We start from the raw sequence: 20776 nt of genomic DNA on the forward strand, positions 1-20776 counted from the left end.
ATAATCATAAAATTAACCATTAATTCAGTTAGCTATGAATAAAAACATCGGACTCATTTTAATCGTCATTGGCGCCATTCTCCTCATCTGGACAGGCTTCACTTATACAAAAAAGGAAAAAATAGTAGATGCCGGTCCGATACAAATAACCGCGGACAGAGAAAAAACGGTTAACTGGTCTCCTTATGCCGGTGGTATTTTTCTGGTTGTAGGTATTGTATTTTTGGTTGGCTCAAAAAATAAATAGAATAACAACTTCTATTGGCATTCAGGAATGATATTTAGACGCTGCATATTTCAAAAAAAAGAAGCTGTTCATTTTTCTATTCATTAAAATGCCTAAAAACTAAGAATGCACTGCCCTTAAAAAATTAGATAACTTTATGGGAGCAGTGCATTCTTAGTTTTTGGGGCAATGCATTTTCAATGATACAGCCTCTTTTTATTTGAGCCTTATTTTTCGGGATTATGACTAACCCTAATCTTATTATTAAAACCTTTTTCCGATCGTAATTCCAACTCTGGGATAGTATTGATCACCATCATTACCTAATAACCTGCCAGCGCCAACATAGGCCTCCCCAAATAATCCATTCCGGGCAAGAAACTTGGCACCACATGCAGCACCCAAACCTAATTGAACTTTATCAACCATATCCAAATTGCTGTAACCATTATCATTATAATAGTAAGAATAATACCTTTGAGAAACTAGGCCCATATTGCCTTCAATAAAAAAACCATTAGCTTTTTTATTACCAAAATACAAGCGATAATCTGCAATCACACTGAACCTAAGGTCTGGATCATCGATCAAAGATACCATAGCAGAAATCCCGACTCCCATGTTATCATCAATTAATCTTTCGTAACTCACCTCAGGCATCCCTAATACCATGTAAAGCAAGTTTAATTTAATTTCATTATTTCCATTATGACCAATGGCAGCCGACTGGCTATTAACGGAATTCACCACAATGTCTTTTTGTGCATAAACCCCAGCTGATAATAATAATAATAATGTAATAGAGAGTAAAAGTCTTTTCATGAAACAATAATAATGAAAAATTACCTTATTTAACTTAATTTAAATAGAATTTTAAATGAATTCACAAAAATGAGTGCTGTTACCGATCTCACTTTAAAAGAGCTATTTACAAAAAACAATGCTTTTACTGGTCTCACCTTTAAACATCGATTTACAAAAAACAATGCTTTTACTGGTCTCACCTTCAAACATCGATTTATAAAAAACTATACTTTTACCGGTCTCACCTTTAAACAGCTATTTACAAAAAACAAAGCTTTTACTGGTCTCACCTTTAAACAGCTATTTATAAAAAACTATACTTTTACCGGTCTCACGTTCAAACAGCTATTTATAAAAAACTATACTTTTAACGGTCTCACGTTCAAACAGCTATTTATAAAAAACTATACTTTTACCGGTCTCACGTTCAAATTTGCAAAAGAAAATTTCAACCTGTTCCGTTTGTGCAATGCCGTTAACATACAGTCCTAAAAAAAATCTTACAGCTATTTAAGGACATCCATTCTCTATTTCTGAGAATGAGGACGAAAATAGTTGTAAGATTTTTTCACCTTTATATTAACTCTTCACTAAACGCAACATTTACATTTTCCCGCAAATTATACCGTGATGCCATGACTTCACCATACGCCCCAGTACTTCTTATTGCAATCAAATCGCCCCTTTCAGTTTCCGGCATTTCAACTTCCTTACCAAAGCAATCTGTACTTTCACAAATTGGCCCTACCACATCATATTTAACAGCCACATCAGCCGCTGCTTTACTGATGTTTTCAATTTTATGATAAGCCTGGTACAATGCAGGACGCATTAATTCTGTCATGCCAGCATCCAGGATAATAAAATTCTTTTTCTTACCATTCTTAACATAGAGCACTTTACTGATCAAAGAGGACGACTGCCCTACTAATGCCCTACCCAATTCAAAATGCACCTCCTGACTAGGTCTAACCTCCAGAAAATCATTAAAAATCTTAAAATAGGCTGCAAAATCAGGAATTTGCTGATCAGGGTTATGGTAATCGATACCCAAACCGCCGCCAACGTTCAATACTTTAATTACAAAACCACGGTCCTCAAACCAGGCAGCAAACTCATTGATCCTGACACATAAATTTTTATACACATCCAAATTAGTGATTTGTGAACCGATATGAAAATGTATACCGATAAATTCCAGTTCGGCACACTTTTTTAAAGTAGCAGCACAATCATTTAAGTCCCACGAGTTGATGCCGAATTTATTTTCATCTAAACCTGTGGTGATGTTATGATGTGTATGCGCATCAACATTAGGGTTAATTCTGATGGCTACTTTAGCCTTCTTCCCTTTTTTTGTCGCCAGTTCATTGATCACGAGCAATTCCTGAATAGACTCAACATTAAAGCAGAAAATATCTTGATCCAGGGCGTCATTAATTTCTTTGTCCGATTTGCCAACACCTGCAAAAACGATTTTATCTTTACCAAAACCTACTTCTATCGCTTTAAGCACTTCGTTACCGCTTACACAATCTGCACCATAGCCACTCGCCTTAATTCTCTCCAAAACTTTTTGATTAAAATTGGCTTTCATGGCATAATGAACATGAAAATTATACACCTTTGCAGCGTCAGCACAAGCATTCAACGTATTTTGCAATAAAGCAAGATCGTAATAGTAGAATGGCGTTTCCAAATTTGCAAATTGAGTTATATCTTTATTAGAAAACATAATGTTTAAATATCTTATTGTATTTGTTTTACTAGGATTAATGTTGATTTTTATCGGCAATTACCTGGATTTGCGACAACAAAAGATCAACAAAAAAGAGTACGACAGGAGATCCAGGTTCTTTATCGTTCTCGTGTTTATTCTAATTGCCATTGTTGTTTATTTCAAAAAGAAATAACAATAGCTTTACGGCTATTCAAATAAACGGTTGTGAAGGCTTCTTAAACTTTCCACTTTATCTTTAGAATTAATCAGCAGAGAAATATTATAATTACTTCCACCATAAGAAATCATCCGGATAGGAATATGTTTCATTGCCTCGAGTACCCGTGCAGCAAAACCATGTGTATCGGCACTGAAATCGCCTACAACACAAACAATACTTTGGTCATTATCAATTTCTACCGACCCAAAAGCATGCAGTTCTTCCACAATTTCATCAAGGTTATCCGTGAAATCGATCGTCAATGATACGGCAACCTCTGAAGTCGTAATCATATCAATAGGGGTTTTATACCTTTCAAAGATCTCAAAAACTTTCCTTAAAAATCCATATGCCAACAGCATTCTGCTGGATTGTATTTTAATAGCTGTGATACCATCTTTTGCAGCGATAGATTTAATTTTACCCTTTTCGCTTTCTGCAGATATTAATGTACCCAAAGCTTTTGGCTCCAGGGTATTTAATAACCTTACAGGGATTTTATATTTTTGCGCTGGAAATACTGATTGTGGATGTAAAATCTTAGCTCCGAAATAAGCCAATTCTGCTGCCTCATCAAAAGACAAATGGGAAATTGGTTTCGTTCCTTTTACAATGCGTGGATCATTATTGTGCATCCCATCAATATCTGTCCAGATTTGCACTTCTTCAGCCTTTATAGCAGCGCCAATTAATGATGCCGTATAATCACTGCCCCCTCTCCTCAGGTTGTCGACCTCACCAAAACTGTTACGACAGATAAAACCTTGAGTGATGAACAATTTATTGCCTTTGCTTTTTTCTAGCAATGGCTTTAGATGACTCCCAATAAATGGAATATCCGGTTCACTGTCCTCATCAGTTTTCATAAAATCCAAGGCAGCCAACAATACAGAAGGCACATTGATGGATTTTAAATAAATGTGATAAAGAGTAGTTGATAACAATTCTCCTTGTGCCAGCACCACTTTTTCTTCAATAGGCGTAAAAAAATCATTTGCAAGGGATGCAATAAAGTTCAAATGGTAATCTACCACCTCCTGACCTTCTTCCAGGAATGCTCCTTCTGGTAGAAGTTCTTCAACAAAGGCATTATAAATTTCATGAAGTGCGCTAATTTGGCTTAACGCCGCTTGCTTGTCTTCCTTTAAAAGTTTGCTGGAGATTTCTACTAAACTATTGGTAGTACCAGACACTGCCGATAAGACTACTATTTGTTCTTCTGCCGGATTGATGATATCCAGTAATTTTGTCATCCGCTCAGGGCTTCCAACAGAAGTTCCTCCAAACTTTAATATCTTCATTATTTTTATTGTTTTTATCGTTTAATTGATGGTACTTAGGGATTCAAAACCATTCTAGTGGTATTATTTTTATTTTTGCCTAGTGGTTAATCCTTTAGGCCGTGAAAATAATAAAACCATGCGATAAAAAAGAGAGTTATACAGAATTATATTTGGAAAAAGACCAAATCATACCTTACTTAACAAAATAGCCTACTAATAATTTGTAAAACAAATTTTAAAAACTACAATTAAAAGAATATGCAGTTAGAATCTTCAACATTAGAAACTATAAACAAATGGCTTACTAATAGTTATGACCGGGATACAAAAGATGAAATACAGCTACTCATTAATAATGAGGACTTTAATGAACTATCGGATGCTTTTTACAGGAATCTTGAGTTTGGAACAGGTGGTTTAAGAGGGGTTATGGGTGCTGGCTCTAACCGGATCAATAAATACACCATTGGTACTGCAACCCAGGGGTTAAGCAATTATTTATTGAAAAAGTACCCTGGAAAAGTGATTAAAGTGGCTATCGCTCATGATAGCCGTAACAATTCTGACTATTTCGCTAAAATTACAGCAGATGTGTTTTCTGCTAATGGTATCATTGTTTATTTTTTCAAAGAATTAAGACCAACACCGGAACTTTCGTTTGCAATCAGACAATTGGGGTGCCGCGGTGGCGTAATGCTAACGGCTTCTCATAACCCAAAAGAATACAACGGTTATAAAGCTTATGGCTGGGATGGTGGTCAATTTACTGCCCCTGAAGATACAGAAGTAATGAATGAGGTAGCGAAAATAGCTAATATTTTTGAAGTTAAGTTTGATCGCATACCCGACAATGTTAAACTTATAGGCGAAGAAATAGATAAATTATACCTGGATAGCATTACCGGGCTTTCGGTTTCACCAGAAGCAATTTCTCGTCAGAAAGACTTGAAAATCGTTTTCTCGCCTATTCACGGCACAGGAATAACATTGGTGCCCAAAGCTTTAGCTCAATTTGGTTTTACCAATTTAACTTTAGTAGAGGAACAAAGTAAACCGGATGGCAATTTCCCAACTGTAGTTTATCCTAATCCAGAAGAAAAAGAAGCCATGACCTTAGCGCTTAAAAAAGCTCAGGAAATTGATGCGGATCTGGTTTTAGCAACTGATCCTGATGCAGATCGTGTGGGAATTGCAGTTAAAAATAACGATGGCGAATTTGTTCTCTTAAATGGTAACCAAACCGGAAGTTTGCTAATACATTATTTATTAACCGCCTGGGAGGAAAAAGGTAAACTGGATGGCAACCAATATGTGGTTAAAACAATTGTAACGACAAACTTAATTGAAGCTATTGCTAAAGCTAAAAATGTAACATGTTACAATACGTTGACTGGCTTTAAATGGATTGGTCAGCTGATTACGCAATTGCAGGGTAAAAAAACCTTTATAGTTGGTGGTGAAGAAAGCTATGGTTATTCTGTTGGCGAACTGGTGAGGGATAAAGATGCAGTGATATCTTGTGCTTTTATCGCAGAAATGACTGCTTATTACAAAGACAAAGGAACCAGCTTGTACAATGCATTGATCGACATGTATGTGGAATATGGTTTATTTAAAGAAGAACTGGTTTCCCTGACTAAAAAAGGCAAAACAGGTGCTGAAGAAATTAAGGCCATGATGGAACAATTTAGAAATAACCCTCCTGCAGTATTGGGTGGTTCTAAAGTCATTACTTTGAAGGATTATGAACTTGGTATAGAGACTGATCTAAACACTGGCAAAACCTCTCCTTTAGCCCTTCCTAAGTCGGATGTTTTACAATTTATTACCGCTGATGGTAGTATTGTTTCTGCCCGCCCTTCTGGTACGGAGCCTAAAATTAAGTTTTACTGCAGCGTAAATGCCCCTTTGGCTGATAAATCGAAATTTAATGAAGTCAACGAGCAGCTGACGGTAAAAATTCAAACTTTAATGAAAGATTTACAAGCTTAAATAACGCTACAAAGCTTTACTTAAACAATATTTTAGAATAGAATTATAACGCATGATCAGGGCTGATCATGCGTTTTTTATTTACCTTTGAAGTTATGCTGAGATACTGCTTCACTATATTGATCTGCCTGGGCATGATTGTTTGTAATGCACAGGTGCAAAATTTGAAAGACTTGGAAATTTGTATCAATCAAACAATAACCCATGTGAGTGACTCACTTGTAAATAATGGCTGGAAACTGGATCCTGCGCTCACTGGCTATGTAGAAAACGATTATTACCGTACTTTCTCCTTCGGTAATCTTAAAACTGACCCTAAAAAAGCTCAAGCCTGGCTAAGGATACATACGGAAAGGACTGCAGTAAACCGCATGTATTACCAAGCACCAGATGAAGAAAACTTTCTGCAGTTTTTAAAAGAAATTGAAGCAGTAAAAATCTCCAATACTAAACCTCAAATCATAGAAGGTCAAAGCATTACTTCCTATATCGGAAGTGATTTTGCCTATCAGACTATTTCATTTAATGCTACCTATACGATTGTTGTGATCAGCAAGAAGTATTATTCAGACCACACTCAGCTTTAACTTTTCTAACCTTTTATACCATCTTTTAATCTGGATTAACGTTTTTTAACACTTAATTATTTATAATTGTTGAATATTTGCATCACCTTAATAGATTATAAATGATGAAAAATTCTACAACATTTTATTTAAAAAAATTTAGCCGAAACCTTCTTATTTCATTTGGTTTATTAGCCATCCTGCTATGGAGTTCTTGCGGAAAGAACGAAGTACCAAGTACAGAATCCACTAGTTATATGACGATTATCAATGCTTCTCCTAGTCCGGCTACGTATAATGTTTACTTGAATAACAGTAAGGTTAGCAATGCAGCATTGCCTTTCGGTGGCACTATTCCTTATGCGCAAATTCTTTCAAATACCTATGATTTGAAGTTTACTTCTGCAGGTAGTGCAGAAAGTCTGCTGTCCAAAAACATTATTTTAGCTGAATATACTAACTATTCTTATTTTCTTATCGGTGTAACCGGTCAGTTAGATTTGATTAGCTTCAAAGATAACTTGTCGGTCCGTTCAGAAAAGGCTTCCCTGCGTTTTATTAACTTATCGCCTGACGCGCCTTCGTTAGATCTGGCCATTAAAGACAAAAGCAACATCGTCAGTAATCAGACATATAAACAGGCTAATGAGTTTTTGCAAATTGAACCTGGCACTTTCGATTTGGACATCAAAGAGAAGAGTACAGGTAGCGTAAAAACTACATTAAATGTAACTTTGGCAGCTGGTAGATATTACACCATTTTTGTAAAAGGAATGGTAAATCCAAGCGGTGTTCAACAAACATTGGCTGCACAATTGATTACAAATTTATAAATCAAATTATTATAAACGGAAACTATTGTTTTTTGCAATGGTTTCTGTTTTTTTTGGTGATTATGTAAGGTCAATTGGTTAAATTTGGTTAATATCAAAGAGAATATGGCATTTATCGACTATTATAAAGTACTTGGAATTGATAAAACGGCATCAAAAGATGACATCAAAAAAGCTTACCGAAAATTGGCAAGAAAATATCATCCAGATGTGAATGCCAATGATAAAGAGGCACAAAAAAGATTTCAGGAGATCAATGAGGCTAATGAAGCCCTTAGCGATCCTGAAAAGCGCAAAAAATATGATGAATACGGTGAAAACTGGAAACATGCTGATGAGTTTGATAAGCAAAAATCAAAATCCCAAAGACAATATGCTGGAGGAGCCAATCCTTTTGAAGGTGCTGGCTACGGTGGAAATCAATATGGAGCTGGTGGTTTCTCAGACTTTTTTGAATCAATGTTTGGGAGAAGTTCCGCTGGCCAGTCACAGCGTAGCGCAACAAAGTTTAAAGGCCAGGATTTTCAGGCAGGGCTGCATTTATCGCTTCGCGAAGCTTATACAACCCATAAACAAACCCTGACGGTTAACGGTAAGCAAATCAGAATTACTATTCCTGCTGGTATCGCCAATGGACAAGTTATAAAAATTAAAGGTCAGGGTGGCCAGGGTTCAAATGGTGGTTCAAATGGCGATTTATTCCTCACTTTTAGCATTACCGAAGACTTGGTTTTCAAAAGAGTGAATGATGACCTCTATGAAACCGTCGACCTTGACTTGTATGCCGCTGTCTTAGGCGGAGAGGCCACAGTTGATACCATGAATGGGAAAGTTAAGCTTAAGGTAAGCGCAGGCACTCAAAATGGCACTAAAGTAAGGCTAAAAGGTAAGGGATTTCCAATTTACAAGAAAGACGACACTTTTGGCAACTTATATGTTACTTTTCAAATCCTCATCCCCGAGAAATTGAATGAAAAACAAATAGAACTGTTCAAAGAATTAGCAAAATCTTAATTGATAACTCAATTATTTCACTACTGCTTTTCATCCTTACACAAACCAGCAATTTCATAAAAACGATCTTGAACACCAATCAGCTTTTTTTGATGGATGATAGGTAGTTGACATAGAACTAGAATTTATTTTTCATTTAAAATAGATTTAGAAATAATAATTCTAAGGATAAAATCAAATCCAATCGTCAAAAAAACCTCAAATAAACAGTTTTCCTTTAAGTTAATCAAAAACATGCAATCGTCTTAAAACAAATGATTTAAGACGATTAACATGAAGTAATTATAGATTCCTAAGTTTTTTATGGAACTAATATATAAACATAACATAATCTACACTTTACATAGTTTTACTAAATAATTGATATAGCAACTATTTATGTAATTGATGATTGGTCGGAATGGCATTTGGAAGATGAACCTGTAAGGGCGCAGTAGAGATTACCCTCTTAATTACACTCAACAAATGTTTCATATCAAATGGTTTAGAGACAAAGGCATCACAGCCATAATTACCAAGAGACTGGATAATACGTTCATAAGCAGAAACAATTATTACCGGTAAAAACCTCGTAACTTCATTCCTTTTCAATGCTGCGCACATCTCTCCCCCATTGATCCCTGTCATTAAATAATCGATAATGACTAAATCTGGTTGGTGCAAATTAACCAAGGAAAATATATCATCAGTATAACTGCTCGTGGAAACACTATAACCGTAATAAACAAGTGTTTCTTTCATCACTTCAAGCATGTTCAGATCATCATCAATCAACAATATTTTATTCATGATAAAGGAATTAATTTTTTAAATTAATATCAGGATAAATAATTTTTATAAATAATTTAGAATAATCATATCCACTAAATAAATATAGAGATTATTACTAGTATAAAAACCCGTAGATATACGTAAAAAACAGTGTTAAATACTTGATATTATGCAGTCCACTACTGTACAATTCCATTTAAAACAGCGTATTTGATTAAGGAAGCCGTATTTCGTGATCCTGTTTTTTCTATTAGGGTTTGTCGGTGCCCTTCAATCGTCCTTTTACTTATAAACAAGCGCTCGGCCATTTCACCATTAGTAAACCCTTCAGCAATAAGTTTCAGCACATTGATTTCACGAACAGAGAAGTTCTTACGGATATCTACTCCACCATATTCGGCATTTGACCGCTGTATTAAACGATCCAACAACTTATTAGACAATTCCGTACAAAGGTACTTCCCTCCAAGACTTACATGTTTTACAGAAAAAATAAGCTCACCAACAGATATATTTTTAAGAAGGTAGCAGGAAGCTCCTTCAGCAAATGCCTCTGCAACATATTTCTCACTATCAAACATGGAAAGGATAATCACTTTCACTTCAGGATTAATCTCTAAAACTTTACTGATCATTGCTATCCCATCCATTTCTGGCATATTAATATCCGCTAAAATAACATCTATTTTACAGCCTTCTTGGAGCATCCTAACAGCCTCTTTACCATTTGTCGCCTCAGCAACAACACTTATATCCTTATCTATCTCCAGCAGCATCTTTATGCCATTACGGACAATAGTATGATCTTCAGCAAGCATTACATTCACCATTTCTAACGCGTTTAATTTGATTTTCTAATAATTTCCATTTCCAGCACTTATCATTAATTTGAATGTTTAATGGTCTAGCTGATTTTTTCAGTATTCCTATCCTACCGTTAACAGCGCGGCTAAGCTACTGTCATTTCTAAATTTTATGGTTGCTGTCGTTCCCTTTTTGGAACTTTTAAAAAAGATGGTTCCATCTAAAAGAAAAACCTTGTTTTTTATACCATTTAAACCTAAGCCTTTATTAAAGGCCTCTTTTGCGGTAGCATCAAATCCAATTCCATTATCAGAAACGCTAACTGTAACCTCATTAAGTTTAAGTCCAACTTTAATTTTTACCAAGCTCGCCTTCGCATGTTTAATAGAATTATTTATCAGCTCCTGTATAATCCGGAAAAGACTAAGTTGCACCTCAGGAGGTAATAGATCTGCGGAACTTTTAATACTACATTGTATTTGAAAATTAGGTGTATATAACCTTTGAGATAGCTCTTTAATTCCAGCCGAAAAACCAAAATCCTTAAGTACAGAAGGAGTAAGTTCGTAGGAAAGTTGACGTGTCTCCATTATTGCCTGATCCAGCAACTGGTTAATTGTCACAAATTCATCTTTCATTTTATTGGTAAATTGTAAATTCTGCAAATTTAACCTTATTCCATATAACACCTGGCAAACACTATCATGAAGAGCGCTACTGATTTAAGACCTTTCTTTTTCCTGTGCGGTTAAAGTGGCCGACAATATTAATCTGTCTTGTTTTCGACGAAGGTCCTTCGCTTCTTCCTCTAAACGCTTCGGTTCTGAATAATCCAGCAGGATACCTGAATAACACATACCCTCCTTTTTGAAATTTGCAACTTCATGTCCCTTGAAAGAAATGAACTTTAACTGCCCGGTATTGTTAATAACCCTAAATTCAGTATCAATTTCTTTATTTAAGGCAATGCCATCCTCCAGACAAAAACGTGTTTTTTCCCGGTCATCGTTATGAACACACTGCATAATTTGATTGATACTGCCATCAAATTGAGAGGGTTTTAATCCTAAAATAGTACAACTGTTATCATCTAAATAAACCGTATTGTCAGCAGTTCTAATGGCCCAAATACCACTATTAGAATTACACAGTAGCAACCTGGAGTGATCTTTAGTCTGCTGAAGCGTAAACTGCGATTTTCTGTTTGCTGTAATATCAAAGACAGTGATGTAATATTTGATTTTTGTTGCGCTTTGATTTTGAATAGCAATTCCTTCAATCCGGGCATAGGCATGTTCATAAGCATTCAAAGTAAGCCTGATTTCCATCGATTGTCTCGTAGCAGATTTTTTGATCTGTTGTAAAAAATCGTAAAAATCCCCTAAATTATCCTTCGGGATAAAAGAGTGAAATCTTTTATCTATAATTGAATCCTTAGGCATTTTCAACAAGTCAGCTCCCCGCTGATTGATGTCGATAATTACTCCAGCATAATCAAGGATCAAACAGCCCACTGGTGCAAAGTTATATAAGCTTATAAAAGTTTCATGCTTTTCAATAAGCGATTGATAAGATTTTTTGAGTTGGCTGTTCAGCTTTTTCCGTGTTAAACTAATCACATCAAACTCATCCAACACTGCTGGAGTTTTTTCTTTTGTATTATTTCCAGGTTGATGAGGATCCAAACTCATCAAAACCTTTTCCTCTTGCTTTTCGGCAGGCCATTTAGAAAAATTAAAGTGCTCTTTCAATTTTTTGATTTTAAATTTTACGACTCATAGTATTCCATTATAGCCTATTTCTAAATCGCGTTTATAAAAGCCGATTTTGGAACAAAAGATCATCAAGAAAGAACACCTTACACCGCACTAATCTAAGATAAAAAATTAAAACTTAAGTTTATTCTTTATCTTAAAAATAACAGAAATAAATGAAACATATTTCTGTTAAAAAATAAAATATTAAAATAGCAGACTTTCAGCAAAGCTAATTCACTAATAATTCTTTATTGAGCATCTTCTTAAACAATGTCAAAGCTTGTGCAACTAACTGATCCATATTGTAATACCTGTATGTAGCCAATCTGACAATAAAGTGGGTAGACTTCAATTGCATGGCCAGGTCATGGTATTGGGTTTTCGTATTCATATTTAGGCACTAATATTCCTGTCTGGTCGTATTGATCATAAGTATTTCCTACAAGTTTACTGGAGCAAAATTTTGATCAAGATTTATTTGATGGCTTTGTACTGAAAGTTCAATCCTTAAAATTCGACCTCATCTTACAAATGCAGGGCAATGGAAACATCCTCAAACATTATGACCTACCCTAAACATGACCATGAAATTATTCGGCTACTCAATTTAATGGCTTTTTGGGGATCGCTCCTCCAGGTGCTGCTTTAGAATTTCTGCTATTAAATAGTGATATGGAAGAATTTAGCAATTTGAAAATCAATGTAAAAGCAGGACAATACATTTGTATTCATCCCAGTGCCATAGATAATTGGCAACAATGCCCAGCCTTATATTTTGCTACCCTCGGAGATTATTGTATAAAAATGAATTACCAGGTGGTAATTACAGGAAAGAAAGTAGAATTTTCTGTAATTAATGAAATGCTGAAATCGATGCCTAAGCTAGGGGACAGTTTTTACACCTTTTTCCCTTTTTATACTTTTCACAGCAAGTCTTTTTTTTCTTGACTTTATCAGCCTTTTTAGTACTCTTTTTTTCTGAATCTGTTTTTTTTCCCACAGCACCTGGTCGTTTAAAATAAAATTAACCTGCCGGTTTTAAAACTGGCAGGTTACCTAAACCAGATATGCGCTAGTTTTAGGCTTCGTTAGAATATTCAATTTTTCCAACATGTTTATCAATTTCCCATCTTCCAATACCCTCTTCACCAATAACGTCGAACAATTCAATTGCTCTTCTAGCTTTATACTCTTCTTCTCTTTGTTCTTTAAAGAACCAGTTTAGAAATTCAAGCGTCACAAAATCTTGTTCTTTATGGCAACGGGCAGCAATATTTTTAATAGATTGAGTAATGGTTACTTCCATTTCCAGGGCTTCTTCAAAAACATCCCGGAAGGAATTATATTCATTTTTAATATTTGTTACTTCAGGAGAGGTTGCCGAACCACCCATATCAAGTACATATTTAAAAAATTTCAGTTGATGAAGTCTCTCCTCTTCTGCTTGCTTGAAGAAATAATCTGCAGAAAAATCAAAACCATTACGATCGCACCACGATGCCATTGAAAGGTATACGGATGAAGAATGGGCTTCTTTCTTTATTTGTTGATTTAAAAGCGTTTCTACATCGGCAGAAATTAAGCTTTTTGTGCGGATAATATCTTTCATAGCTTATTGATTTAATATTATTTATTATTTAATCAAAAATAGTGCTATTTTTCAAAACTAACGTTTCTTAAGGCTAATATGGAAAGAGTCTAATCTCATTTAAGCGGGTATGCGGTATAAGCAATCCTGTAATATATGATTCAGGCTCAACATCACAAATGTTCCTTCAATTAACTCTTTAAAAGCAATTATTTCCATTATCGTGAGTAGGTAACAGTGGTCGCAAGCATAGATAAAAACAATTTCTAAATCTGCAGCTTTACTATTGTTCATTAATAAATGCTCAATATCAAGGTTATAAATTGCTTTCTTTAATTTCAGCAGGCAGCGATAATCAAACCGCGCTACTTTGCCCCCAAAGTCTACATACCAACAGTTCTCACTGTCAGATTGATAAATACTGCCATTTTTAGTACTAAATACTTCGGCCCAAGGAGTTGAAATTTCGATCGTTGAATTTTGCATTAAGTGTGTTTTAATGCAAATATTGTCATTATCTGGAATTAATCCAAATTAAATTAACAATTAAAGTTAATCCTAAATAGCTAAATTTGTAAATCAAAAAAGTTAAATAATAACAAACTTGTATACAAAAGAAGAAGCATCAGCTTTAAAACAAGCATTTTGGACTGTGTTTGGCCAATATATGGCTTTAAGCCTTTCGGCTGAGGGAGAAAAAATAAATTGGATCAATTACAAAACAGGGATTAAACACCTACATTTTAAAATGCAGGCCGACAATCATGTTGCTACCATGACAATTGAAATGTCGCATCCCGAATTAGGAATTCAGGAATTAATGTTTGAGCAATTCAAAGCGTTCCAAAATTTATTAAAAAGTAATTTAAATGAAGATTGGGAATGGGAGCTCCACACCCCCGATGCGAACTATAAAATCATCAGCAAAATTTCTATTTGCCTAACTGAGGTAAGTATATTTAAAAAGGCAGATTGGCCGGCTATGATCTCTTTTTTAAAGCCAAGAATAATTGCCCTCGATGCGTTTTGGACAGATGCACAGTACAGTTTCAGCCTTTTTAAATAAAAGCAATCCATTTTTAGTTTGCATAATAGCTCCTGTACCTTAACCCTGTTCCTTGTAGGGAGTTGGTTCGGACTTTGAAGGCATCCAGCCCTACAAAGTCCGAACCAACTCCCAACAAGGTCCGAACCGGCTCCTTACCAACTGATAACCGTGCACAACTAAAACTGTAACAGATCTTAACTGTTATTAAGCATCACCTCTAAGTTTACCCCAAATCAAATAAGAAGCACCCCATGAAAAACCTGCACCGAAAGCTGTTAATAATAGCTTATCGCCGGCCTTAAAATCATTCTTAAAATCCCACAAGCAAAGCGGTATTGTTGCCGCTGTAGTGTTTCCGTAACGATCTATATTGATTTTAACTTTCTCAATTGGAATATTCAGGTTATCGCCTACCGATTGTATAATTCGCAGGTTTGCCTGGTGAGGTATTAGCCAATCAATATCTTCTGAGGAGATGTCATTTCTTTTAAACACCTCTTTGCACGTTTGAGTCATGCCTTCGATAGCGGCTTTAAAAACAACTCTTCCATTTTGACTAATGAAATTGAGTTTATTGTTGATGGTTTCTATAGAAGATGGGTTTAAAGACCCTCCAGCCTGAACGATAAGGTGTTCTTTTCCGCAACCATCAGTTTTAAAAACATTGTCTATTAATCCTTCTTCTTCTGTTGTTTGCTCTAACAAAACAGCACCTGCCCCGTCACCAAAAAGAATGCAGGTATTGCGATCTTCATAGTTGATGATGGCACTGTTTTTATCGGCACCAATTACAATCACGTTTTTGTAACGGCCACTTTCAATCAAACTGGCACCTAAAGTTAGGGCATATAGAAAACCACTGCATGCTGCATTGGAGTCTACGCCCCACGCATTTACTAGTCCCGCTTTTTCACAGACTACACTTGCAGTAGACACCATAATATAGTCGGGAGTTGAAGTAGCAACAATAACACATTCAATGGCATCCGGACCTAGCTTCGCATCATCCAACAAACGCGCTACTGCTTTTACAGCAAGATCTGAAGTAGCAACTTGTGCATCGTTAACAATGCGTCTTTCTTTTATTCCAGTCCGGGAAACAATCCACTCGCTGTTGGTATCTACCATTTCTTCCAGCTCGTGATTAGTTAAAATATGTTCAGGTACATACCCCCCTAAAGCGGTAATCCTGGCATTATATCTAGTTCTCATTAATTAAATTCTATTCTAGTTGCCAAAACTAACAAATATTTACAGCTACGTTACACTTTATTTTATTTGAAATGTACCTTTGTAGCATGACAACTAAGCCATTTAGACATTTACAAACTTTTTCCGTTATACTTTTCTCTACCTTTTTATTATTCTCTTCCTGCAAAAACGAACGTAAATTGCCAATATTCGGCCATCGTGAAGCCGTTACGACTCAAAATGCAGACGGAACCACTAAAGTTGATTCCGTTTATCAAACCATTGCGCCATTCAGGTTTTTAAACCAGGACAGTGTTTATATCACTAACGAAAAATTTAAGAATAAAATATATATAGCAGATTTCTTCTTCACTTCCTGCACCAGTATTTGTCCGGTGATGCATAGAAACATGAAAACTGTATTTGACCAGTATAAAGATAATCCTGATGTTATGTTTTTATCGCATACCATTGATTTTAAATATGACAAACCTTCGGTACTTCAAAAATATGCAAAAAAACTTGGGGTATATGGCGACAAATGGCAATTTGTTTATGGCCCTAAAGAAGAAATTTACACTATTGCCGAAAAGAGTTACCTCACTGCAGTAATGACCGATTCGACTAACAGAGATGGCTATGTACACCAGGGCTGGCTAGTTTTAATTGATAAAGACAAACGGATGAGAGGTGCTTATGACGGCACCGACAAAGAAGCGGTAGCACAATTAAGTAAAGATATCGCTGTTTTATTGAAAGAATATAACCAATAAATGATGCGCAAGATTTTAATTTTAGTTCTTTTTTTAATCAGCGTTTCTACCATCATTTACAGCTGCCAATCGGCGCTTAAAATGGAGCAGGACATTTATTATACAAACGGACGGGATTTATATAGACAACATTGTCAGAATTGCCATGGCGAAAAAGGCGAAGGATTAGGTGAACTTGCCCCTCCATTAACTGACACCGTGTTTTTAAAAGACAATAAGAACCGCTTGGCTTGTTTTATCAAAAATGGATTAGAAGGCCCTATTACTGTTGGGGGTAAGGTATATGACGAAAAAATGCCTGATGAGAAAGACATGGCAGACATCGACATTGCACAACTACTAGTTTACATCACCAATTCTTTTGGCAATAAACAAGGCATGTATAAACCAGAACAAGTAGCAACTGATCTAAACAACTGCAAATAGAATCGTTTTTATTATCTTTGTAAAAAATGTAAGCCGTTCTATCGCTTGTACGCTCCATTTAATGTTGACTAGTTTAACATTAGTTAAAGTATCAAGAGGAAAGTCCGGGCAACAAAGGGCATCTCGCTTCCTAACGGGAAGAGGTTTAGGAATGAAAACCTGAATTATGGAAAGTGCCGCAGAAAATATACCGCCGATGACTTTTTAAGTACAGGTAAGGTTGAAATTGTGAGGTAAGAGCTCACAACTGTTCCGGGTAACCGGAACGTTGGTAAACCCCGGGAGTTGAAAGACCAAATAGGCTAACGCATGTAGGGCTGCCCGTCCGATGTTAGTGGGTAGGTCGTTAGAGATAAATGGCAACATTTATAGTAGATTAATGATAGAAGTTCCAGCAATGGAATACAGAACCCGGCTTATAGGCTTACATTTTTTAATTTAATTATTATATTCGTAAATAGTAATATATTAGTATCCAATAACCAAAAATATTGAGCATAACCTATGGCAAAATTATTAATAATTGATGACGAGCGGGCGATAAGAAGCACCTTGCGAGAGATCTTAGAATACGAAAATTATGAGGTTGATGATATTGATAATGGCGTTGATGGATTAGAACTTATTAAAAAAAAGAAATTTGATCTCGTTCTGTGCGATATCAAAATGAATAGAATGGACGGCATGGAAGTTTTAGAACAAGCACTTGCTTACAGTCCTGATCTTCCTTTCATCATGATTTCTGGTCATGGTACCGTAGAAACCGCTATTGAAGCAAGTAAAAAGGGTGCATTTGATTTTATCTCTAAACCACCAGATTTAAACCGCTTATTAATTACGGTTAGAAATGCTTTAGACCGTGGTAATTTAGTTACAGAAACAAAAGTTTTAAAAAGAAAAGTCAGCAAAACCAGAAATATTCTTGGCGCTTCTGAAGTGATCAATAAAATTAAAGAAACCATTGAACGTGTGGCCCCAACAGAAGCCCGTGTGTTGGTTACCGGTGCTAACGGTAGTGGTAAAGAATTGGTTGCCCGCTGGTTACATGAAAAATCGCAACGTGCAGATAATCCACTAATTGAAGTAAACTGCGCAGCAATACCTTCAGAGTTAATTGAAAGTGAGTTATTTGGTCATGAAAAAGGTTCTTTTACCTCTGCTGTAAAACAACGGATCGGTAAATTTGAACTGGCAAATGGAGGTACTTTATTTTTAGATGAGATTGGCGACATGAGCCTTTCTGCCCAAGCTAAAGTACTCCGCGCTTTACAAGAACATAAAATTACCCGTGTAGGTGGTGAAAAAGAGTTTGAAGTAAACGTTAGGGTAATTGCTGCTACCAATAAAGACTTGTTGAAAGAGATTGAAGATGGTAATTTCAGGATGGATTTATACCACCGTTTGAATGTGATCAATATTCACGTGCCGCACTTAACAGAGCGCATTGAAGATATACCCCTTATTGCGCAAAGCTTTTTAGAAGAGATTTGTAAAGATTACGGTATGCCGGTTAAAAAAATTAGTGATAACGGAATTGTGGCTTTACAACGCTTACCGTGGACAGGTAATGTGCGCGAATTACACAATATGATAGAGCGATTGATTATATTGAGCGATAAGGTTATTACAGAACATGATGTTGCAGCATTTGCAAATCCTGGAGGTGGCACCAATATTGGTGCAGCAAATGCCAATCAGCATATACCTACTCTTGTTGCTACAGGACTTGATTTCGAGAAGTTCACCAATTTCCAGGATTATAAGGACTATGCGGAACGGGAGTTCATTAAATTTAAACTGGAGAAACACAATTGGAATGTTTCAAAGACTGCAGATGATATTGACATACAACGCAGTCATTTATACAGTAAAATAGAGAAATTCGGTTTAAAAAGAACCGCTGAATAAATAATTATCCGCTTGCTTGTTAGGGGCTGCATTGACCCCTGCAAGCAAGCGTTTTTTTATTCCATATAGTCTGCCTGTCGGCGTAGTAAGTCGCGGTATTTATTAAAGACAGCAGTTTTAGAAACAAAGCCAATAAAGCCACCCTTTTGATTCAATACCGGAAGTATCCATACATTTTTGGCTTCCATTTTAGCTAACACAGACTTCAGTGACTCGTTTTCAAGCAGCACACCCGGGGCAGCATGCATCAATTCTTTAACCATATGTTGCTCTTCTGTTCTTGAAGATGTTATTCTCACAATATCATCCATATACAAAAGCCCTTTAAATTCTTGCGTGGCACTCAATACTGGAAATAAATTTCTTTTTGTTTGTAAAATCTCAACTATCCTTTCAGAAAGTAAATCTTCTTCATTAAGAATTAAAAAATCTTTTTCCACTAGGTACCGGAGCTTCATCATATTCAATACGGTGCTATCTTTATCTTCATGAGATAAGAGTGTACCGCTTTCTGCAAGTGATTTTGTATAGATGGAATATTTGTTGGAACTGCGGCTAATGAAATAAGAAATTGCAGAGGTAATCATTAAAGGTACCATAAGGATATACCCACCGGTAATTTCGGCAATTAAAAATATGCCCGTTAAAGGGGCATGCATTACACCACTTAAAGCAGCTGCCATGCCTGCAACAATGAAATTTGCTACATTTAACTGAGCTATACCCAAGGTATTTATTGTAAAGGCAAAGAGAAAACCAATAAGCCCACCCATAATTAAACTAGGCGCAAAGACACCTCCATTACCTCCGGCACTTAAGGTAATTAGGGTTGCAAAAGATTTGGCAAATAAAGTGGTAAATGTAAATAAGATAATAGCAAAAGGAATACTGGAATAGGCAGCAAAAATGCTATTCTTGAGCATAGCCTCATAGTTTCCACCCAATAAATTTCTAATGGTAATATACCCCTCTCCATACAAAGTTGGGAATAGAAAAACCAGGGCACCAAGCATTAAACCGCCAATTACAATCTTTTTATAGGGATGGTTAATTTTATAAAAAAAAGATTTAACGAGGTAATTTATTTTGGTAAAATAAATAGAAAAGAGCCCTATCAATAAAGCCAATACCACATAATAGGGTAATGCGCTAACCATCCAGCCCTCGGTAACAAGGAAAAAGAGCTGCTCAGTATAAAATAACCGGGCAACAACTGCTGCCGTTGCAGCCGATAGAAGTAAAGGAATAAAAGCAGGGATGGTAAATTCGGGCAATAGAATTTCTATTGCAAATACAATTCCAGCAATGGGGCTGTTAAAAGCACCAGCAATACCTGCAGCAGCTCCGCAAGCCAATAACATGGTTGTTTCTCTGTAAGATAACCCTAAAAGCCGGCCAACTAAAGAGCCTATACCAGAGCCACTGGTTACAATTGGAGATTCTAGTCCTACAGAACCACCAAAACCAACAGTTAAAGCAGAAGTAATGATTTGTGAATAAATATTATGCGGCTCAACTATGCTTGATTTCTTAGAGATAGCAAATAATACTGGTGTTAAACCTGTTTCAAACTTCCCCTTCCTAATAAACCTGCGGGTGTACATGACCGATAATAAAATACCGATCATCGGAAAAAAGAGATATAAATAGTACTTGTATTGCCATTCAAAACCTGATTGAAGAAAGCTTTCTATATGGTGGGTTAAGCTTTTCAATAGCGCAGCAGCACATCCGCCAAGAATACCAACTATAAAAGCTGCTATAACCAGGAAATTCCTATTAGAGATTTTAGTCCTACGATATTGATTCAATGCATCAATATAGTTTACTAATCTTACATTCATTATTAATT

At 35.9% G+C, this 20776-nt stretch carries 22 protein-coding genes and 1 other RNA gene; 11 read left to right on the top strand and 12 right to left on the bottom strand.

The features are described from left to right. Positions 1–34: 34 nt before the first annotated feature. Positions 35–247: a hypothetical protein gene (locus AAKU52_RS06035; protein WP_354331300.1), complete on the top strand. Its 213-nt coding sequence runs from the start codon at positions 35–37 to the stop codon at positions 245–247. A 243-nt stretch (positions 248–490) separates the two neighbouring features. Here the strand turns inward: AAKU52_RS06035 and AAKU52_RS06040 are convergent, their stop codons facing one another. The 3 genes from AAKU52_RS06040 to AAKU52_RS06050 all read right to left on the bottom strand — a co-directional run bounded on the left by AAKU52_RS06040 (position 491) and on the right by AAKU52_RS06050 (position 4271). Further along, the gene (locus AAKU52_RS06040; RefSeq protein ID WP_354331301.1) at positions 491–1048 is read right to left on the bottom strand and encodes a hypothetical protein; all 558 of its coding nucleotides are present in this window, start codon (positions 1046–1048) and stop codon (positions 491–493) included. Positions 1049–1604: 556 nt separating this feature from the next. Continuing rightward, positions 1605–2765, bottom strand: coding sequence for a diaminopimelate decarboxylase (gene lysA, locus AAKU52_RS06045; protein ID WP_354331303.1), 1161 nt, complete (start codon positions 2763–2765; stop codon positions 1605–1607). A 192-nt stretch (positions 2766–2957) separates the two neighbouring features. Continuing rightward, complete coding sequence (locus AAKU52_RS06050; RefSeq protein WP_354331305.1) at positions 2958–4271, bottom strand: aspartate kinase; 1314 nt, start codon at positions 4269–4271, stop codon at positions 2958–2960. A gap of 240 nt (positions 4272–4511) precedes the next feature. Between AAKU52_RS06050 and AAKU52_RS06055 the strand changes: the two genes are divergently transcribed. The 4 genes from AAKU52_RS06055 (at position 4512) to AAKU52_RS06070 (ending at position 8658) form a co-directional block, all read left to right on the top strand. Continuing rightward, on the top strand, positions 4512–6245 hold the full coding sequence (locus AAKU52_RS06055) for a phospho-sugar mutase (protein ID WP_354331307.1): 1734 nt from the start codon (positions 4512–4514) through the stop codon (positions 6243–6245). 95 nt (positions 6246–6340) lie between these two features. After that, positions 6341–6832 (top strand): hypothetical protein, encoded by a 492-nt coding sequence (locus AAKU52_RS06060; protein ID WP_354331310.1) that lies wholly within the window; start codon positions 6341–6343, stop codon positions 6830–6832. Positions 6833–6933: 101 nt separating this feature from the next. Continuing rightward, entirely contained in the window at positions 6934–7644 is a 711-nt protein-coding gene (locus tag AAKU52_RS06065) for a DUF4397 domain-containing protein (RefSeq protein WP_354331312.1), read from the top strand. Between the two features lie 105 nt (positions 7645–7749). Further along, positions 7750–8658: a DnaJ C-terminal domain-containing protein gene (locus tag AAKU52_RS06070; protein WP_354331314.1), complete on the top strand. Its 909-nt coding sequence runs from the start codon at positions 7750–7752 to the stop codon at positions 8656–8658. 372 nt (positions 8659–9030) lie between these two features. On the opposite strand, the gene AAKU52_RS06075 is transcribed toward AAKU52_RS06070, so the two are convergent. The 5 genes from AAKU52_RS06075 to AAKU52_RS06095 all read right to left on the bottom strand — a co-directional run bounded on the left by AAKU52_RS06075 (position 9031) and on the right by AAKU52_RS06095 (position 12381). Further along, positions 9031–9447, bottom strand: a complete 417-nt coding sequence (locus AAKU52_RS06075; protein ID WP_354331315.1) for a response regulator — start codon at positions 9445–9447, stop codon at positions 9031–9033. A gap of 161 nt (positions 9448–9608) precedes the next feature. After that, the gene (locus tag AAKU52_RS06080; RefSeq protein ID WP_354331317.1) at positions 9609–10259 is read right to left on the bottom strand and encodes a response regulator; all 651 of its coding nucleotides are present in this window, start codon (positions 10257–10259) and stop codon (positions 9609–9611) included. Between the two features lie 96 nt (positions 10260–10355). Further along, positions 10356–10955 (bottom strand): sensor histidine kinase, encoded by a 600-nt coding sequence (locus AAKU52_RS06085; protein ID WP_354331464.1) that lies wholly within the window; start codon positions 10953–10955, stop codon positions 10356–10358. Then, positions 10956–11984 carry a PAS domain S-box protein gene (locus AAKU52_RS06090; protein ID WP_354331319.1) on the bottom strand — a complete coding sequence of 343 codons (1029 nt, stop codon included), beginning with the start codon at positions 11982–11984 and terminating at the stop codon, positions 10956–10958. A 235-nt stretch (positions 11985–12219) separates the two neighbouring features. After that, positions 12220–12381 carry a hypothetical protein gene (locus AAKU52_RS06095; protein ID WP_354331321.1) on the bottom strand — a complete coding sequence of 54 codons (162 nt, stop codon included), beginning with the start codon at positions 12379–12381 and terminating at the stop codon, positions 12220–12222. A 281-nt stretch (positions 12382–12662) separates the two neighbouring features. Between AAKU52_RS06095 and AAKU52_RS06100 the strand changes: the two genes are divergently transcribed. Beyond that, entirely contained in the window at positions 12663–12938 is a 276-nt protein-coding gene (locus AAKU52_RS06100; protein ID WP_354331323.1) for a hypothetical protein, read from the top strand. 130 nt (positions 12939–13068) lie between these two features. Here the strand turns inward: AAKU52_RS06100 and AAKU52_RS06105 are convergent, their stop codons facing one another. Further along, entirely contained in the window at positions 13069–13599 is a 531-nt protein-coding gene (locus AAKU52_RS06105; RefSeq protein ID WP_354331325.1) for a ferritin, read from the bottom strand. Positions 13600–13698: 99 nt separating this feature from the next. Next, complete coding sequence (locus tag AAKU52_RS06110) at positions 13699–14064, bottom strand: hypothetical protein (protein ID WP_354331327.1); 366 nt, start codon at positions 14062–14064, stop codon at positions 13699–13701. 118 nt (positions 14065–14182) lie between these two features. On the opposite strand from AAKU52_RS06110, the gene AAKU52_RS06115 reads away from it, so the two are divergent. Next, positions 14183–14644: a DUF4268 domain-containing protein gene (locus AAKU52_RS06115; protein ID WP_354331329.1), complete on the top strand. Its 462-nt coding sequence runs from the start codon at positions 14183–14185 to the stop codon at positions 14642–14644. Positions 14645–14830: 186 nt separating this feature from the next. Here the strand turns inward: AAKU52_RS06115 and AAKU52_RS06120 are convergent, their stop codons facing one another. Then, positions 14831–15838: a beta-ketoacyl-ACP synthase III gene (locus AAKU52_RS06120; RefSeq protein WP_354331331.1), complete on the bottom strand. Its 1008-nt coding sequence runs from the start codon at positions 15836–15838 to the stop codon at positions 14831–14833. 86 nt (positions 15839–15924) lie between these two features. Between AAKU52_RS06120 and AAKU52_RS06125 the strand changes: the two genes are divergently transcribed. The 4 genes from AAKU52_RS06125 (at position 15925) to AAKU52_RS06140 (ending at position 18924) form a co-directional block, all read left to right on the top strand. Continuing rightward, on the top strand, positions 15925–16590 hold the full coding sequence (locus AAKU52_RS06125; RefSeq protein WP_354331333.1) for an SCO family protein: 666 nt from the start codon (positions 15925–15927) through the stop codon (positions 16588–16590). Beyond that, positions 16591–17016, top strand: a complete 426-nt coding sequence (locus tag AAKU52_RS06130) for a c-type cytochrome (RefSeq protein WP_354331335.1) — start codon at positions 16591–16593, stop codon at positions 17014–17016. A gap of 25 nt (positions 17017–17041) precedes the next feature. Beyond that, an RNA gene (rnpB, locus tag AAKU52_RS06135) (RNase P RNA component class A) lies at positions 17042–17451 on the top strand. Positions 17452–17520: 69 nt separating this feature from the next. Continuing rightward, entirely contained in the window at positions 17521–18924 is a 1404-nt protein-coding gene (locus tag AAKU52_RS06140) for a sigma-54-dependent transcriptional regulator (protein ID WP_354331337.1), read from the top strand. Positions 18925–18980: 56 nt separating this feature from the next. Here AAKU52_RS06140 and AAKU52_RS06145 read toward each other — a convergent pair whose 3' ends face one another. Beyond that, on the bottom strand, positions 18981–20768 hold the full coding sequence (locus AAKU52_RS06145) for a chloride channel protein (RefSeq protein WP_354331339.1): 1788 nt from the start codon (positions 20766–20768) through the stop codon (positions 18981–18983). Between the last annotated feature and the right edge of the window lie 8 nt (positions 20769–20776).

This window comes from Pedobacter sp. CG_S7, from assembly GCF_040544395.1.
In the GTDB taxonomy this organism is placed as follows: domain Bacteria; phylum Bacteroidota; class Bacteroidia; order Sphingobacteriales; family Sphingobacteriaceae; genus Pedobacter.

Excerpts from the sequence above, each read along its gene's own strand:
- AAKU52_RS06100 (WP_354331323.1), top strand. The coding sequence starts at position 12,663 with ATGGAAGAATTTAGCAATTTGAAAATCAATGTAAAAGCAGGACAATAC.
- AAKU52_RS06110 (WP_354331327.1), bottom strand. The coding sequence starts at position 14,064 with ATGCAAAATTCAACGATCGAAATTTCAACTCCTTGGGCCGAAGTATTT.
- AAKU52_RS06140 (WP_354331337.1), top strand. The coding sequence starts at position 17,521 with ATGGCAAAATTATTAATAATTGATGACGAGCGGGCGATAAGAAGCACC.
- AAKU52_RS06035 (WP_354331300.1), top strand. The coding sequence starts at position 35 with ATGAATAAAAACATCGGACTCATTTTAATCGTCATTGGCGCCATTCTC.
- AAKU52_RS06125 (WP_354331333.1), top strand. The coding sequence starts at position 15,925 with ATGACAACTAAGCCATTTAGACATTTACAAACTTTTTCCGTTATACTT.
- AAKU52_RS06095 (WP_354331321.1), bottom strand. The coding sequence starts at position 12,381 with ATGAATACGAAAACCCAATACCATGACCTGGCCATGCAATTGAAGTCT.
- AAKU52_RS06040 (WP_354331301.1), bottom strand. The coding sequence starts at position 1,048 with ATGAAAAGACTTTTACTCTCTATTACATTATTATTATTATTATCAGCT.
- AAKU52_RS06145 (WP_354331339.1), bottom strand. The coding sequence starts at position 20,768 with ATGAATGTAAGATTAGTAAACTATATTGATGCATTGAATCAATATCGT.
- AAKU52_RS06070 (WP_354331314.1), top strand. The coding sequence starts at position 7,750 with ATGGCATTTATCGACTATTATAAAGTACTTGGAATTGATAAAACGGCA.
- AAKU52_RS06060 (WP_354331310.1), top strand. The coding sequence starts at position 6,341 with ATGCTGAGATACTGCTTCACTATATTGATCTGCCTGGGCATGATTGTT.
- AAKU52_RS06050 (WP_354331305.1), bottom strand. The coding sequence starts at position 4,271 with ATGAAGATATTAAAGTTTGGAGGAACTTCTGTTGGAAGCCCTGAGCGG.
- AAKU52_RS06105 (WP_354331325.1), bottom strand. The coding sequence starts at position 13,599 with ATGAAAGATATTATCCGCACAAAAAGCTTAATTTCTGCCGATGTAGAA.
- AAKU52_RS06055 (WP_354331307.1), top strand. The coding sequence starts at position 4,512 with ATGCAGTTAGAATCTTCAACATTAGAAACTATAAACAAATGGCTTACT.
- AAKU52_RS06120 (WP_354331331.1), bottom strand. The coding sequence starts at position 15,838 with ATGAGAACTAGATATAATGCCAGGATTACCGCTTTAGGGGGGTATGTA.
- AAKU52_RS06080 (WP_354331317.1), bottom strand. The coding sequence starts at position 10,259 with ATGGTGAATGTAATGCTTGCTGAAGATCATACTATTGTCCGTAATGGC.
- AAKU52_RS06065 (WP_354331312.1), top strand. The coding sequence starts at position 6,934 with ATGATGAAAAATTCTACAACATTTTATTTAAAAAAATTTAGCCGAAAC.
- lysA (WP_354331303.1), bottom strand. The coding sequence starts at position 2,765 with ATGTTTTCTAATAAAGATATAACTCAATTTGCAAATTTGGAAACGCCA.
- AAKU52_RS06130 (WP_354331335.1), top strand. The coding sequence starts at position 16,591 with ATGATGCGCAAGATTTTAATTTTAGTTCTTTTTTTAATCAGCGTTTCT.
- AAKU52_RS06075 (WP_354331315.1), bottom strand. The coding sequence starts at position 9,447 with ATGAATAAAATATTGTTGATTGATGATGATCTGAACATGCTTGAAGTG.